Raw genomic sequence first — 15,037 nt, forward strand, 5'->3', positions numbered from 1 at the left:
CGGCCCGCGGCCGGCGCGCCCGCGGCCGACCTGGGGGTGGCCGGCGCCGGGGCGGCCGGCGCAGGGGGGGGCCGACCCGGTCGCGGGAGACGTTGTCCACAGCCCAGATCTCCCTTCGAGCGTCGTCCACAGATCTCCGGCGGGGGCGTACGAAATCCAACGGCGTCCGCAGTGTGGAGACGTGCGAGTGAGACGGATCATCGTGACCCTGTTGGGCCTGGCGACGCTGCTCGGTGCCGGGAGCCGGGCACCGGCGGCCGCCGACGTCATCCCGACCACGGGTCAGTGGCCGCTGACCGGCGCCGTCTCCGTGGTCGGCGGCTACGACCCGCCCGCCCAGCGGTGGCTGGCCGGCCACCGCGGGGTCGACCTGGCCGCCCACCGGGGCTCGGCCGTGCTGGCCGCGGCTCCCGGCCGGGTCACCTTCGCCGCCCGGCTCGCCGGACGCGGGGTGGTCGTGGTGGACCACGGGTCGGTGCGGACGACCTACGAACCGGTCGACGCTCTGGCGGCGGTGGGTGACGAGGTCGGGGCCGGCGCGGTGATCGGGCGGATCGGGCGCGGCGGGCACTGCAGCTCGTCGTGTCTGCACTGGGGCCTCAAGCGTGGCGACAGCTATCTCGATCCGCTGCTGCTGGTCGGCGGCGGCGAGTCGGTGCTGCGGCTGCTCCCGGCCGACCAGCGACCCGTGGCGCGACGCCGTGCGGCCGGCCGCACGGCGGAGGCGCGGGTGGCGGAGCGGGAGGTGGCCACCTTCGCCGTGGTTCCCGCCGGGCGCGGTGGTTTCGCCCGGCCCGTCCCCGGTGGCATCACCTCGCCGTTCGGGATGCGCTTCCACCCGGTGCTGCACGTCTGGAAGCTGCATGACGGCACGGACTTCGGCGCGGGCTGCGGCACGCCCATCCGGGCGCCGGCGGCGGGTCGGGTGGCGAGCGTGTCCGCCAACGCGGGCTACGGGAACCGCCTGATGCTCGACCACGAGATCGACGGTCGGCGCGTCCGGACGGGTTACAACCACGCCACCCGCTACGTCGTGCGTCCCGGCACGGTCGTCCGGCGGGGACAGCTGCTGGGCTACGTGGGCTCCACCGGCTACTCGACGGGCTGCCATCTGCACCTGATGCTCTGGGTGGGCGGTCGGTTGGCCAATCCGATGTCGATGTTCTGAGCGACGGAGACGGCGACGAGCGGGGTGGATGCGGTGGCCGCGGGTGGGCCGCCGGTCCTCGTCGGGAGCTCAGGCGCGCGGGTGCGCCTGCTGGAAGGCCGACCGCAGCCGGGCGTCGGAGACGTGGGTGTAGATCTGCGTGGTGGCCAGCGAGGCGTGGCCGAGCAGCTCCTGGACGCTGCGCAGATCGGCGCCGCCCTCCAGCAGGTGCGTGGCCATGGCGTGCCGGAGTCCGTGCGGTCCGAGGTCGGGGGCGCCGTCGACGACACGGAGAGCGCGGTGCACGATGCGGCGCACCACCCGCTGGTCGATCCGCTTGCCCCGGTCGCCGACGAAGACCGCCGCGCCGGCCTCGGGTGAGGCCAACGCACCACGCACCGCCCGCCAGTCGGTCAGGGCGCGGGCCGCCGGGGCTCCGTACGGCACGGTCCGCTCCTTGTTCCCCTTGCCGAGCACCCGGACCGTCTGCCGTTCGTCGTCGACGTCACCCAGGTCGAGGCCGCACAGCTCGGACACCCGGATGCCGGTGGCGTAGAGCAGCTCGAGGATGGCGACGTCCCGGGTGGCGGCGGGTCCCCCGCCCTCGGCCACGACCTGCAGCGCCTCGGCGAGCATCGCCGCGGCGTCGGCGCTCTCCAGGGTGGGCGGCAGCGACCGTACGCGCTTCGGCGACCGCAGGGCTGCCGCCGGATCCTGATCGAGGCGGCCCGCCTGGACGGCCCACCGGCCGAAGACGCGGACCGCCGCCGTCCGTCGCTGGAGCGTCCCCCGGGCCCGGCCGCGGGTCTGCTGGTTGGCCAGCCAGGAGCGCAGGGACCGGACGGTGAGACCGGTCAGATCGGTCGACCCGAGCCGCTGCAGGTGGAGGAAGAGGTCGAGCACGTCACCGCGGTAGGCGCGCACGGTGTGGTCCGACAGGTCCCGGTCGCGCGTCAGGTGCTCGACGTAGTCCTCCAGCGTCCGCCGCAGCACCGGCGGCAGATCCTCCACCGGGGTCGTCTCCACCTGACCACTCTGCGGGCCCACCGTACGCCCGTGTGATATCCAAGACGGCGTGTCCTCCACCTCAGCGCTGCGTCACGTCTTCGTCGGCGGCTACTCGGCCGAGTCCGACGGCCACGCGACCGGAGTCACGTCGCTGCTCAACACGGGGTCGGCCCGACGGGTCCGTCTCGAGCCGGCCTCCACGCTCCCCCTCATCTCCCCCACCTGGCTGACCCACCACCCGAGCCGGCCCCTGCTCCTCGCGGCGGGCGAGAACTCCCCCGGCACCGTGAGCAGCCTGCGCTACGACCCCGACGGGTCGCTGGTGCTGCTGTCCACGGTGGAGATCGCGGGCGACGGTGCGTGCCACGTGGCGGTCACCCCCGACGGCGCCCACGCGATCGTGGCCAGCTACCGCTCGGGCTCGCTGTCCACCGTCGCCATCGGCGACAACGGCACCCTGTCGGCGGTCGTCGACACCGTCGAGCTGTCCGGCAGCGGGCCGGTGAGCGACCGCCAGGAGGGGGCGCACGCCCACCAGGCCGTCGTGGTCGGCGACGAGGTGCTCTGCTGCGACCTGGGAGGCGACCAGATCTTCCGCCTGCGGATCAGCGACGACGGGCTGCTGCTGTCGACCGATGACCCGATCCGACTGCCCGCGGGCTCCGGACCACGGCACCTGGTGCACGCCCAGGACCACCTGGTCGTGGCCTGTGAGCTGAGCGGCGAGCTCTGGGTGCTCACCCGGGACGGTGCGGACTGGCGGACCTCGACCGGGGTCGCCACCTCCGGGCGGGACGGTCACGTCCAGCCCTCCGGCATCGCGACGGACGGCACCCGCATCTACGTGGCCAACCGCGGGGTCGACACCATCGGTGTCTTCGACCTCGACCCGGCGGCCCACACCCTCACCCCCGTGACGGAGTTCGACTGTGGCGGAGCGTGGCCCCGCGACATCACCCTTGACGGCGGCCTGCTCTGGGTCTGCAACCAGAACAGCGACACCGTCGCGGTGTTCGAGGCGAGCCCGATGCCGCCGGCGACCGAGGCCGTGCTGGTCAACGTCCCCAGCCCGACCGGGGTCGTCCTGGTGCACGACGACCAGCCGACCGACGCGGCCGACGACAGGGCCGACGCGTGAGCCTGGCCGAGCTCCGCGGCGGCGGCCGGGTCCTGCCGATCACGCGTTGGGGCACCCCGGTGATGCACGCCCCCACCCGCCAGGTCACCTCCTTCGACGACCGGCTGCACGAGCTGGTCCGGGACATGTTCGCCACGATGGAGGCCGCCCAGGGCGTCGGCCTGGCCGCCAACCAGGTCGGTGTCGACCTGGCCGTGTTCGTCTTCGACTGCCCCGACGACGACCACCGCCGTCACGTCGGCGTGATCTGCAACCCGGTGGTCACCCTGCCGGAGGGCAAGGACCGTCAGCTGGACAAGGCCGAGGAGGGCTGCCTGTCCCTCCCCGGCGCGTACGGGGAGCTCGCCCGACCCGACCACGCCGTCTGCCGAGGTCTGGACGCGTACGGCGACACGGTCGAGGTGGTCGGCACCGGACTGCTAGCCCGGTGCCTCCAGCACGAGACCGATCACCTCAACGGCATGGTGTTCGGCGACCGGCTGGCCGGCCGGGCCCGCAAGAAGCTGTACCAGCGGCACGAGGAGCTGTCGGACCTCTACCCCGTCGACTGGCCGGTCTCTCCCAAGCTCCCGTCCGACGAGGACGAGGACGAGGACGGGGAGCCGGACGACCACTGAGGCCGAGCGGGGACGGGCCGCCGGCTCACGGCCGGACCGCTCGCCGTACATCCGGCGCGCCCCGCGGCGCCGGGTGGCGCCTCCGGATCACCCACCCAGCACGTAGCAGGCCACCGCCGAGGCGGCGGCCACGTTCAGCGAATCGATGCCGGCACGCATGGGGATGACCGCGCGCACGTCCGCGCCCGCCGTCCAGCGGTGCGACAGGCCCGCCCCCTCGGTGCCGAGCAGGATGGCGACCTTCTGCGGTCGTGCGCGCAGCCGTTCGGCCACCACCGCCAGGTCGACGGCGTCGTCGGCCAGGGTCAGAGCCACTGTCGTGAACCCGGCTCGCCGCAGCAGGTCGGGGGCACCCGCCCAGTCGTCCAGGCGCGCCCAGGGCAGGCTGAACACCGCCCCCATGCTGACCTTGACCGACCGGCGGTAGAGGGGGTCGGCCGCCCGGGGCGCCAGCAGCGCACCCTCCCAGCCGAGGGCGGCGGCGTTGCGCAGCACGGCTCCGACGTTGGTGTGGTCGACCACGTCCTCGATCACCACCAGCCGCGTCGAGGTCAGCAGGTCGTCGACGGTGTGCCGGACCTCGCGGTGCAGCGAGGCCAGGGCACCACGGTGCACGTGGAAGCCGGTCACCTGCTCGGCGAGCGCCTCCTCGACCACGTAGACCGGGGCTTCCGGCCAGCCTCCCAGCACGTCGGCGAGGCCTGGGAGCCACCGCTCGGCCAGCAGGAACGACCGGGGCCGGTAGCCGGCCTCGACGGCTCGGCGGATGACCTTCTCCCCCTCGGCGATGAACAACCCGTGGGTGGACTCCAGGTGGCGTCGCAGCGAGGTGTCCCGCAGCCGCACGTAGTCGGCCAGCCGCGGGTCGTCGGAGTCGTGGATCGGTGTCGGCGCCGATCGGGCAGGCTGCGGGCTCACGGGGCCATGGTCACTCACGGGGCCATGCTGCCGGATCGCCTTCCGGCAACGGTCAAGTCTTCAGCCTTGCTCTTCGCCTATGCAAGGTTCTAGGCTTGACAGATGGCGTACGTGCTCACGGTCGACCAGATCGGTTCCCGCCGGCGACAGGACCTGGTGGGCACGGTCATGACCGCGCTGGCCGCCCGGCTCCCCGGGGTGCCGGTGACGCGGACCGTCGGTGACGAGTTCCAGCTCCTGGTCAGCGGGGAGCCGTTGTCGGTGGTGACCGCCATCCTCGTGCTCATGCGGGACGGCGACTGGCACGTGGGCGTGGGGATCGGTCCGGTCGAGGAGCCGACGCCCGCCGATCTGCGCGAGGCACGCGGCCCGGCCTTCGTCGCGGCCCGGCGGGCCGTGGACGAAGCCAAGGAGCGGCCCGGTCACCTGCGGGTCGTCGCGACCGCCCCGGCGGTGGACGAGGGGGAGGAGGCCGAAGTGGTGCTGGACCTCCTGCTGGCCCTGCGCGGGCGACGCAGCGCAGCCGGATGGGCGGCGACCGACCTCGCCGAGGGCGGACTCACCCAGACCGAGATCGGCGAGCGTCTCGGCGTCAGCCGGCAGGCCGCGCAACAGCGGCTGAGTGCGGCGCAGTGGTCGCTGGACGTCGCCGCCCGACCGGTCGCGGCTCGGCTGCTCGCCCGAGCCGACGCCAGGGCCGGCGATGACACCCCCGGACGGACGGGGTCGGCGGCGTGACGGCCGCCACGGTGGCGGTGCTGATCGGGTGGCTGCTGGTCGTCATCGTCGCCTCGTGGGTCTGGTGGCCGGCCGGGTCCGGGCCCTGGCCGGCAGCTCGGCAACGTCGTCGCGTCCAGCTCGTCGTCCTGGCCGCGCTGGTGCTGGTGGTGGGGGTCACCGCGGTGCTGACGGTCTCCGCCACACCGCTGGTGGGACCGTGGCGCTGGGTGGCCGTCGTGCTCTCCGCGGCCGTGACGGTGCTGGGCGGCGGGGCGGTCACGACCTGCGTCCTGGGTCTGGCCAGTGCGGCCGCGACGACCACCGCCCGGGTGCAGCGGGACGTGCTGCGCGGCGGCGCCTGGATCGGCGCCCTCGAACGTCTGGCCCTGCTGGGCACCCTCGTCGCGGGCTGGCCCGAGGGGCTGGCGGCGATCATCGCCGTCAAGGGACTCGCGCGCTACCCCGAGCTGCGCACCCTGTCCGGCGCGGACACCGGGGCCGGCGAGCGCTTCATCATCGGCACCTTCGCCAGTCTCGGCTGGGCCGCCGCGTGCGCGTGGGTGCTGGCCGGGCTGATCTGAGCAGCCGCCCAGCAAGCGGCCGGAGGGAGCGGCGCCGGTCGACACCTCATCGGGTCGACCCGCCACCCGGTGCCGACCACTACGGTCGGAGGGTGACCGCTCCCGCTCTGGGCACCCTGACCTGGCACCCTGCCGCCGACCGCCTCGATCTGCTCGCGTCTCCGGTGGCGGCCGCCCTGACCCGCACGGGCGCGCCGCTCTTCGTCGCCGCGATCGACCCGTCGCTGGCCGACACGGCGGCGTTCTGCGCGGCGTACGAGATCGGCCTGGACGCCTCGGCCAACTGCGTGGTGGTCGCCGGGCGACGGGCGGACACGACCACGACAGCGGCCTGCCTGGTGCTGGCGAGCGACCGCGCCGACATCAACAAGACGGTGCGCAAGCACCTGGACGTCCGCAAGATCTCCTTCGACCCGACGGCGGACGCCGTCACCCAGACCGGGATGGAGTACGGCGGCATCACCCCCGTCGGGTTGCCGGCGGAGTGGCCGGTCCTGGTCGACGCGGCGGTCGTGCGCCGACCCTGGCTGGTGATCGGCAGCGGTCTGCGGCGCAGCAAGATCGCCGTCAGCGGTGCGACCCTCGCCGGCCTGCCCGGAGTGACGGTGCTGGAGCTGGCCCTGCCGTCCACCGCCGCCTGACGAGACGTCCCCGGCACCGCAGGATCCGCACACGTGGCCTGAGAGCACGTCAGGCTTGCTGGAACGTTGCTGAGGCGGCGACTCCGCGGTGAGCGACGTCAGCGCACCAGCGTGACGATGGCGACGACGCCCACCGCCACGATCACCACCCGGTAGACCACCGGCGGGAGCTTCCGGCCGATCCTCGCCCCGACCTGGGCCCCCAGCACCGAACCGACGGCCAGGGCCAGCACGATCCACCAGTCGACCTCGGAGATGATCACGAAGACGATCCCGGCGACCGCGTTGGCCGTCATCACCAGCACGTTCTTCAGCCCGTTGATCCGCGGCAGCGTCTCGGCCACGGCGATGCCCATGATCGCCATCACCAGAACCCCCTGGGCGGCGCCGAAGTAACCGCCGTACATGCCGGTGAAGACGATCGCGGCGAACAGCCACGGCGGGCCGACGGCGGACACGCCGGTCACCCCCAGCCGCTCACGGCGGGCGGCGATCCGCCGGGTCAGCCACGGCCCGATGATCACCAGGACGCAACCCAGACCGATCAGCACCGGCACGATCGCCGTGAACGCCGACGGCGGCAGCCACAGGAGCAGGAACGCCCCCACGATGCTGCCGAGCAGCGACGCCGCCCCGTACCGGATGATGCGGTCCCGCTGGCCCACCAGATCGGGCTTGCTGGCCAGCGCGGCCGACAGCGATCCTGGGGCCAGCCCGATGCTGTTGGAGACGTTGGCCAGGACCGGAGGGACCCCCAGCGCCAGCAGGGTCGGGAAGGTGATCAACGTGCCCGTGCCGACCACCGCGTTGATCAGGCCGGCACCGCCGCCCGCCAGTGCGACGAGCAGCAGCTCCCACCAGCTCACCTCAGCTGGGAGCCGTCAGGTTCGCTGAACTCGGGACCCGGCTGGGTGTCCTGTGCCGGAGCGGCGTCGGTCGGCGCGGGCTGCTGACCCGTGCCGATCCCGCGCACCTCGGTCGGCGCCGAGAGGGAAGCGGCCTTCGGCCGACCGGTCCGCTCGAGCTCCTGGGCCTCGGCGATGGCCGCCTCGACGATCCGCTCGGACTCGGCGGCCGCCTCCTTGGCCTGCTGGGTGATCTCGGCCTGGACGTCCACCTTCTCCGGTGCCGTGAACTTGCCCTTGTCCCGGGCCGGCGCGGCCGTCGACCCGGTGAAACCCTCGGTCAGCGAACCGAGGGTGCCGCCCAGACCCTCCAGGGCCTTGCCGATCTCGCTGGGCACGATCCAGAGCTTGTTGGAGTCACCCCGGGCCAACGTCGGCAGCATCTGCATGTACTGGTAGGACAGCAGCGCCTGGTCGGGCTCGCCCGCGTGGATCGCGTTGAAGACGGTGGAGATGGCCTGCGCCTCACCCTCCGCCCGCAGCATCTGGGCCTGGCGATCGGCCTGGGCCCGGAGCACGGCTGCCTCGCGGTCACCCTGGGCGCGCAGGATGGAGGACTCCTTCTCACCGCCGGCGGCGAGGATCTGCGACTGACGCTGCCCCTCGGCGATCAGGATCGAGGCTCGCTTGTCCCGCTCAGCCCGGGCGCCCTTCTCCATCGCGTCACGGATCGTCGCCGGCGGGTCGATGGCCCGCAGCTCGACGCGGTTCACCTTGATGCCCCACTTGCCGGTCGCCTCGTCCAGCACCACCCGCAGCTTCTGGTTGATCTCCTCGCGGCTGGTGAGCGTCTGCTCGAGATCCAGCCCACCGATGATGTTGCGCAGCGTGGTCATGGTCAGCTGCTCGATGGCCTTGATGTAGTCCTGGGCCTCGTACGCGGCCCGCCGGGCGTCGAGGATCTGGTAGTAGATCACCGAGTCGATGCCCACCATCAGGTTGTCCTCGGTGATCACTCCCTGTGGCGGGAACGGGACCACTGCCTCGCGCATGTCGAGCGTGTAGCGCACCCGGTCGAACACCGGGATCACCAGGTGCGGTCCCGGCTCCAGGGTCCGGTGGAACTTACCCAGCCGCTCGACGACACCGATCTGCTGTTGTCGGATGACCTTCACCGTCGCCGCGAGGAACATCGCGACGAACACCGCCACGGCCACGATCGCGATCAGCACTGCCAGATCCATCTTGTCTCACCCGTTTCACGTCAGCTTCTACCTCTGTCGTACCAGTCGGTCGGGCCACGCCGCAGTGTCGTGACCGCTACCCGGACGACCACCCTCAGGGCAGCTCGCCGTGCTTCGGGTAGACCACGGCGATCGCGCCGTCGACCTCGTACACCTCGACCTCGCTGCCCGCGTCGATCACCTGACCGGGGACCATCGTGCGGGCCGACCAGCTCTGGCCCGCCACCTTGATCTCGCCGCCCTGCGCCGAGATCGCCGAGACCGCGACGCCCGAGCTGCCGACCATGGTGTCGGCGGACGAACGGTAACCCGGCAGGCTGCGGACCTTGTCGATCAAGGTGGGTCGCAGCAGCATCAGGGTCGCGACCGAGACGGCCAGCGCGACCACGATCTGCAGCCACCACAGCCCGGGGGCGATCACCGCCGTGCCGGCACCCGCGAGGGCACCCACCGCGAGCATGATCAACACCAGGTCCAGCGACAGGATCTCGGCGACCGCGAGCAGGGCGGCGAGCCCGAGCCAGAGGGCCCAGGCGTGCTCTCCCAACCAGTCGGTCAAGTTGACTCCCACGTCGCGATGCCTTTCCTGCGTCTGTCCATCCTGCCAGACGGCCGAAACCCGTCGGGCGCCTCAGAGGACCGTCATCGGCGGGCCCGGGCGGCCCAGCGGCCGTCCGTCCGCGACAGGCTGAGTGGCAGGTCGAAGGTGGCTGAGAGGTTCTCGGCGGTCAGGGTGTCGTCGACCGGTCCGGCGGCGACCAGCCGGCCGCCCTTGAGCAGCAGCGCGTGCGTGATGCCGGCCGGGATCTCCTCCACGTGGTGGGTGACCAGCACCGAAGCGGGCGCGTACGGGTCCTGCGCCAGGTCGGACAGGGTGCGCACCAGGGCCTCGCGGCCCGACAGGTCCAGGCCGGCCGCGGGCTCGTCCAGCAGCAGCAGCTCGGGGTCGGTCATCAGCGCCCGGGCGATCTGCACGCGCTTCCGTTCGCCCTCGCTCAGCGTCCCGAAGGTGCGGTCGACCAGACCGCCGATGCCGAGCTGGCCGAGCAGCTCGTCCGCGCGCTGGTGGTCCAGCTCGTCGTAGTCCTCCCGCCAGCGGCCGAGCACGGCGTACGACGCGGAGACGACCACGTCGTGCACCCGCTCGCTCCGCGGGATCCGCTCGGCCAGCGCGGCCGAGGTGATGCCGATCCGCGGTCGCAGCTCGAACACGTCCACCGTGCCGAGCACCTCGCCGAGCAGACCCGCGACGCCGGTGGTCGGGTGGATCTGGGCCCCGAGGACCTGGAGCAAGGTGGTCTTGCCGGCCCCGTTCGGGCCGATCACCACCCAGCGGTCGCTCTCGTCGATCCGCACCGTGATGTCGTCCAACAGGGTCGATCCGCCTCGGACGATGCCCACCCCGGCCAGGTCCACCACTGCCACCATGAGGGCAAACCTACAGGCGGGGACCGGCCCGCCGCCGCACGCCGAGCCCACGGCCACGCCCTCCTATGCTGCGCTGGTGACGTTGCTCGCCGCGGTCCGTCTGGTCAGCTACCTGAACGCCGCCGCCCTCGACCCGAGGCTGCGCGAGCGGGCCCCGTTCGCCGTCCAGGGCACCGACCTGGCCCATCACGTGGTCGACCCGCAGGGCCTGATCGGGGTCGACCCGTGGGCCGCCGCCCCGCTGCCCGAGGTGTTCGAGGAGCTGCTCGCCCATCCCGGCCGGCCGTGGTTGCTGGCGCTCCCGGGGCCGGGTCGGCTGGCCCCGCTGCAGGGTCCGCCGGAGCTCGTCCGGGCCGCCCTGGCCGCCGGGTCGGCGGTGGTCGCCACCGGGGGCGGTCTGGCCCTGGTCCCGCACCGGGTGGGTCCGGCCCTGCAGTGGGAGGTGCTGCCGGCCGAGCGACCGGGGGCGGTGCCGACGGCGTACGAGGCGGAGCGGGAGCTGAGCGAGACGGTGCTGCGGGCGGCCAGGGACCTGACCGACCTGGATGTGGCCGGCGGCAGGCGGCCGAAGGACACCGTGCTCGAGCTGGCCCCGGGTTATCCGCCGCGCCAGCGGTTGGCCGCCGACCGGGCGGCCCGCCTGTGGCTGGCGAGCGCGGCCGCCCTGGACGGTGACGGCACCAGCATCTCGGTGTACGAGGCGGACCGTCGGCGCGCGGCCCTGCTCTCGGTGCGGGAGGCGGCGGCTCAGGCCCTGGTCGCCGCCGTCAGCTGGCTCGGTGTCGAGCAGGACTGAGCACCGCCCGACAGTCCGTATCCTGTCCGCCATGGACGAGCGGGAGACGGGCACGGCGGGCACCCTGTTCGCCATCGGCGGGGCCGAGGCCAAGCTGCGACGCCGCAGCGTGCTTCGCGCGTTCGTGACGGCGGCCGGCGGCGAGCGGGCCCGGATCGTGGTGGTGCCGAGCGCCTCCTCCCTGGGGCCGGAGGTGGTCGAGGTCTACCAGGCCGTGTTCCGCGCGCTCGGGGCCGCTTCGGTGGAGGCCGTCCGGCCCGACAGCCGGGCCGATGCCCAGGACCCGGAGCTGGCCGCCCGGCTGGACGACGCGACCGGCGTCTTCATGACCGGTGGCAACCAGCTGAAGCTCAGCAACTTCATCATCGGCACCCCCTTCGCCGACGCCATCCACGCCGCGTACGCCCGCGGTGCCGCCGTGGGCGGCACGTCGGCCGGAGCCAGCATCGTGGCCGACCACATGATCGCCTTCGGCAGCGGCGGTTCAACCCCCAAGCAGCGGATGAGCCAGCTGTCGGTGGGCCTGGGGCTGCTGCGTGGCGCCGTCGTCGACCAGCACTTCGAGCAGCGGAACCGCTACGGCCGACTGCTGTCGCTGGTCGCCCAGTCACCTTCCCTGCTGGGCATCGGCGTCGACGAGGACACCGCCGCGGTGGTCCGAGACGGCGACCAGCTGGAGGTGGTCGGGCGCGGCGCCGTGACGGTGGTGGACGGCACCCACCTGATCAGCAACGCCTATGCCGCACAGCGCACCGCACCGCTGCTGGTGTCCGGGGCGACCATCCACGTGCTGCCGGCGGGCAGCCGGTTCGACCTGTCCCGGCGGACCCTGGTGCAGCACGTCGAGCCACTGCCGGACGCCGAGGTGGCCGAGGTCCGTGCCGCCGAGTCCGACCTCCGGGGCCTGGCCCGCGACATCGCCGCCGAGGGCATCTCCCCCACCCACTACGCCCGCCGGCTGCGGCGGGGTCAGCGCCATTAGGCCGGCTCACCTGCCGTCCTGACCGGCTCGGGGACCCGCAGACACCGCTGGCCGCCAGGTGGAAGGATCAGCGGCGTACCACCGACGCCCACCATGACGCCCGGCGATGCCGGGCCGTGAGGAGACACCCCGTGACCGACAGCGCCACGCCCCGTCCGGACCTGCGGATCGTGTCCAGCCGGGTGTACCGGGGACCCAACGTCTGGCACTACGAGCCGGCCATCCAGCTGGTCGTGGACCTGGGCGTCCTGGAGGACTTCCCCACCAACCTGATCCCCGGCTTCACCGAAGGCCTGCTGGAACGGTTGCCGGGGTTGCGCAACCACACCTGCAGCCGCGGTCGCCGGGGCGGCTTCGTGGAGCGGCTGGAGGAGGGCACCTGGCTGGGCCACGTGTCCGAGCACGTGGCTCTGCAGCTGCAGCAGGCCGTCGGGCACGACATGCGCCGGGGCAAGACCCGCGGTGTGAAGGGCGTCCGCGGCCAGTACAACGTGATCTTCGCGTACTCCGACGAGAAGGTCGGCCTGGCGGCCGGTGAGCTCGCCGTCCGGCTGGTGAACGACCTGGTCGAGCACGACCCCGCGTTCGACTTCGAGGCCGAGCTGGAGACGTTCATCATCCGTGGGGAGCGCACGGCCTTCGGCCCCTCGACCCAGGCCATCATCGACGAGGCGGTCAGCCGCGACATCCCGTTCATCCGGCTGAACAGCTCCTCGCTGGTGCAGCTGGGCCAGGGCGTGCACCAGAAGCGCATCCGCGCCACCATGACCTCCAACACCTCCTCGGTGGCGGTGGACATCGCCAGCAACAAGGAGCTCACCCTGACGCTGCTGGCCTCGGCCGGTCTGCCGGTCCCGAGGTCGGCGTCCGTCCGCGAGGCCGACGACGCGGTCCGGCTGGCCGAACGGACCGGCTACCCGGTGGTGGTCAAGCCGCTGGACGGCAACCACGGGCGCGGCGTGATCTTGGACCTGAACGACGCCGAGGCGGTCCGAGCCGGTTTCGCGGTGGCGCAGGAGGAGTCCCGCAACGGACTCGTGATCGTCGAGTCCTACGTCACCGGCAAGGACTACCGCTGCCTGGTCATCGACGGGAAGATCGCCGCGATCGCCGAGCGGGTGCCGGCCCACGTGGTCGGCGACGGCACGTCGACCATCACCGAGCTGGTGGACCGGACCAATGCCGACCCGCGCCGCGGCGTCGGGCACGAGAAAGTGCTGACCAAGATCAAGATCGACCGGGCGGCCGTCGATCTCGTGGCCCAGCAGGGTTTCGGGATGGACGAGGTGCCGCCGGCCGGTGAGATGATCAAGCTGACGCTGACCGGCAACATGTCCACCGGTGGCATCTCGATCGACCGGACCCTGGAGGCGCACCCGGAGAACATCGAGATCGCCGAGGAGGCGGCCCGGGTGATCGGTCTCGACATCGCCGGCATCGACTTCATCGCCCCCGACATCACCCAGCCGGTGCGGGAGACCGGCGGGGCGATCTGCGAGGTCAACGCCGCCCCCGGCTTCCGGATGCACACCCACCCCACCGTCGGCGACCCGCAGTACATCGCCAAGCCGGTCATCGACATGCTCTTCCCACCCGGCTCCCCCAGCCGGATCCCGATCGTGGCGGTCACCGGCACCAACGGCAAGACCACCACCTCGCGGATGATCGCGCACATCTTCAAGGGCATCGGGCGCAAGGTGGGCATGACCTCCACCGACGGCGTGGTCATCGACGAGCGACTGGTGATCAGGGCCGACGCCTCGGGACCGCGCTCGGCCAAGATGGTGCTGCAGAACCCCCGTGTCGACTTCGCCATGTTCGAGGTCGCCCGCGGCGGCATCCTGCGGGAAGGCCTGGGCTACGAGCGCAACGACGTCGGGGTGGTGCTCAACGTGCAGCCCGATCACCTCGGTCTGCGCGGCATCGACACCCTCGAGCAGCTGGCCGACGTCAAGGCCGTCGTGGTCGAAGCCGTCCCCCGCAACGGGTACGCGGTGCTCAACGCCGACGACCCGCTGGTCCGGGCCATGCGCCGCCGCTGCTCGGGCCGAGTGGTCTGGTTCACCTTGTCGGAGCCGGGCAGCGAGGTGTGGGAGTCGGTCGACGACCACTGCCGTCGTGGTGGTCGCGCGGTGGTGCTGGAGCGCAGCGAGCTCGGCGACATGATCGTGGTGAAGGAGGGTCGCCGGGCCATGCAGCTGGCCTGGACCCACCTGCTGCCCGCCACCTTCGGCGGCCGGGCCACCATGAACGTGCAGAACGCCATGGCGGCGGCCGCCGCGGCGTTCGCGGCCGGGGCCTCGCTGCACGACATCCGGCAGGGTCTGCGCTCGTTCTCGACCAACTACTACCTGTCCCCCGGCCGGTTGAACGAGGTGCAGGTCGAGGGTCGTACGGTCATCGTCGACTACGCCCACAACGCGCCCGGCCTGCGGATGCTGGGTGACTTCGTGGACAAGACCGCCGTGACCCTGGACAAGGCCTCCGAGCTGGGCAAGGTCAGCCGGATCGGTGTCATCGCCACCGCCGGCGACCGTCGCGACTCCGACATGCGCGAGCTGGGGGCCATCGCGGCCCAGCACTTCGACGTGGTGATCGTCCGCGAGGACGTCAGCCTGCGGGGCCGCCAGCGCGGCGAGGTCGCGGACCTGATCGCCGAGGGGGTGCGCACCGCGATGGGCGAGGGGGTCCGGGCCAAGCAGGTCGAGATCGTCCTGGACGAGCTCGAGGCGACCCGGCACGCCATCGCCCGGTCCAACCCGGGCGACCTGATCGTGGTCTGCGTCGACCAGCACGCCTCGGTGATGTCGGAGCTGGAGAGCTACGGCCGGCAGGCCCAGCCGGGCGCTCGGCGGGACGACCACGCCAGCACGAACTCCGTGTCCGACCCGGACTTCGTGGCCAGTGCCGCCGACTCCGATCCCGGAAGCACCGAGCCCGCACTGTTCTGAGCTCGTACGGGTTCTCGTCAG

At 72.6% G+C, this 15,037-nt stretch carries 15 protein-coding genes; 9 read left to right on the top strand and 6 right to left on the bottom strand.

Translation table 11 applies throughout. From position 1 onward, the window contains the following. The first annotated feature begins 202 nt into the window (after positions 1-202). The gene (locus tag ABD714_RS13840) at positions 203-1,168 is read left to right on the top strand and encodes a M23 family metallopeptidase (RefSeq protein ID WP_344812968.1); all 966 of its coding nucleotides are present in this window, start codon (positions 203-205) and stop codon (positions 1,166-1,168) included. A 69-nt stretch (positions 1,169-1,237) separates the two neighbouring features. On the opposite strand, the gene ABD714_RS13845 is transcribed toward ABD714_RS13840, so the two are convergent. Next, positions 1,238-2,173 (bottom strand): tyrosine recombinase XerC, encoded by a 936-nt coding sequence (locus ABD714_RS13845; protein WP_344812969.1) that lies wholly within the window; start codon positions 2,171-2,173, stop codon positions 1,238-1,240. A gap of 49 nt (positions 2,174-2,222) precedes the next feature. Between ABD714_RS13845 and ABD714_RS13850 the strand changes: the two genes are divergently transcribed. Continuing rightward, the gene (locus tag ABD714_RS13850) at positions 2,223-3,293 is read left to right on the top strand and encodes a lactonase family protein (protein WP_344812970.1); all 1,071 of its coding nucleotides are present in this window, start codon (positions 2,223-2,225) and stop codon (positions 3,291-3,293) included. Beyond that, a complete protein-coding gene (gene def, locus ABD714_RS13855; protein ID WP_344812971.1) occupies positions 3,290-3,910 on the top strand; it encodes a peptide deformylase in 621 nt (206 codons plus the stop codon). Before ABD714_RS13850 ends, def begins: the two co-directional genes overlap by 4 nt. A gap of 87 nt (positions 3,911-3,997) precedes the next feature. On the opposite strand, the gene ABD714_RS13860 is transcribed toward def, so the two are convergent. Continuing rightward, positions 3,998-4,828 carry a TrmH family RNA methyltransferase gene (locus ABD714_RS13860; RefSeq protein WP_425562395.1) on the bottom strand — a complete coding sequence of 277 codons (831 nt, stop codon included), beginning with the start codon at positions 4,826-4,828 and terminating at the stop codon, positions 3,998-4,000. 102 nt (positions 4,829-4,930) lie between these two features. Between ABD714_RS13860 and ABD714_RS13865 the strand changes: the two genes are divergently transcribed. The 3 genes from ABD714_RS13865 to ABD714_RS13875 all read left to right on the top strand — a co-directional run bounded on the left by ABD714_RS13865 (position 4,931) and on the right by ABD714_RS13875 (position 6,770). Next, positions 4,931-5,566: a hypothetical protein gene (locus tag ABD714_RS13865; protein WP_344812972.1), complete on the top strand. Its 636-nt coding sequence runs from the start codon at positions 4,931-4,933 to the stop codon at positions 5,564-5,566. Beyond that, positions 5,563-6,129: a hypothetical protein gene (locus ABD714_RS13870; protein ID WP_344812973.1), complete on the top strand. Its 567-nt coding sequence runs from the start codon at positions 5,563-5,565 to the stop codon at positions 6,127-6,129. The genes ABD714_RS13865 and ABD714_RS13870 overlap by 4 nt, the downstream gene beginning before the upstream one ends. 92 nt (positions 6,130-6,221) lie before the next feature. Then, positions 6,222-6,770, top strand: a complete 549-nt coding sequence (locus tag ABD714_RS13875) for a YbaK/EbsC family protein (RefSeq protein ID WP_344812974.1) — start codon at positions 6,222-6,224, stop codon at positions 6,768-6,770. Positions 6,771-6,868: 98 nt separating this feature from the next. On the opposite strand, the gene ABD714_RS13880 is transcribed toward ABD714_RS13875, so the two are convergent. The 4 genes from ABD714_RS13880 to ABD714_RS13895 all read right to left on the bottom strand — a co-directional run bounded on the left by ABD714_RS13880 (position 6,869) and on the right by ABD714_RS13895 (position 10,287). After that, entirely contained in the window at positions 6,869-7,636 is a 768-nt protein-coding gene (locus ABD714_RS13880; protein ID WP_344812975.1) for a sulfite exporter TauE/SafE family protein, read from the bottom strand. After that, the gene (locus ABD714_RS13885) at positions 7,633-8,853 is read right to left on the bottom strand and encodes an SPFH domain-containing protein (protein WP_425562404.1); all 1,221 of its coding nucleotides are present in this window, start codon (positions 8,851-8,853) and stop codon (positions 7,633-7,635) included. Before ABD714_RS13885 ends, ABD714_RS13880 begins: the two co-directional genes overlap by 4 nt. A 100-nt stretch (positions 8,854-8,953) precedes the next feature. Continuing rightward, positions 8,954-9,430 (bottom strand): NfeD family protein, encoded by a 477-nt coding sequence (locus tag ABD714_RS13890; protein WP_425562396.1) that lies wholly within the window; start codon positions 9,428-9,430, stop codon positions 8,954-8,956. Positions 9,431-9,501: 71 nt separating this feature from the next. Continuing rightward, positions 9,502-10,287 carry an ABC transporter ATP-binding protein gene (locus ABD714_RS13895; protein ID WP_344812977.1) on the bottom strand — a complete coding sequence of 262 codons (786 nt, stop codon included), beginning with the start codon at positions 10,285-10,287 and terminating at the stop codon, positions 9,502-9,504. Positions 10,288-10,363: 76 nt separating this feature from the next. On the opposite strand from ABD714_RS13895, the gene ABD714_RS13900 reads away from it, so the two are divergent. The 3 genes from ABD714_RS13900 to cphA all read left to right on the top strand — a co-directional run bounded on the left by ABD714_RS13900 (position 10,364) and on the right by cphA (position 15,016). Continuing rightward, positions 10,364-11,083 carry a hypothetical protein gene (locus ABD714_RS13900; protein ID WP_344812979.1) on the top strand — a complete coding sequence of 240 codons (720 nt, stop codon included), beginning with the start codon at positions 10,364-10,366 and terminating at the stop codon, positions 11,081-11,083. Between the two features lie 31 nt (positions 11,084-11,114). Then, the gene (locus tag ABD714_RS13905) at positions 11,115-12,065 is read left to right on the top strand and encodes a cyanophycinase (RefSeq protein WP_344812980.1); all 951 of its coding nucleotides are present in this window, start codon (positions 11,115-11,117) and stop codon (positions 12,063-12,065) included. A gap of 131 nt (positions 12,066-12,196) precedes the next feature. After that, entirely contained in the window at positions 12,197-15,016 is a 2,820-nt protein-coding gene (gene cphA / locus ABD714_RS13910) for a cyanophycin synthetase (protein WP_344812982.1), read from the top strand. Positions 15,017-15,037 lie beyond the last annotated feature (21 nt).

The organism is Microlunatus aurantiacus (assembly GCF_039536605.1).
In the GTDB taxonomy this organism is placed as follows: Bacteria; Actinomycetota; Actinomycetes; order Propionibacteriales; family Propionibacteriaceae; genus Microlunatus; species Microlunatus aurantiacus.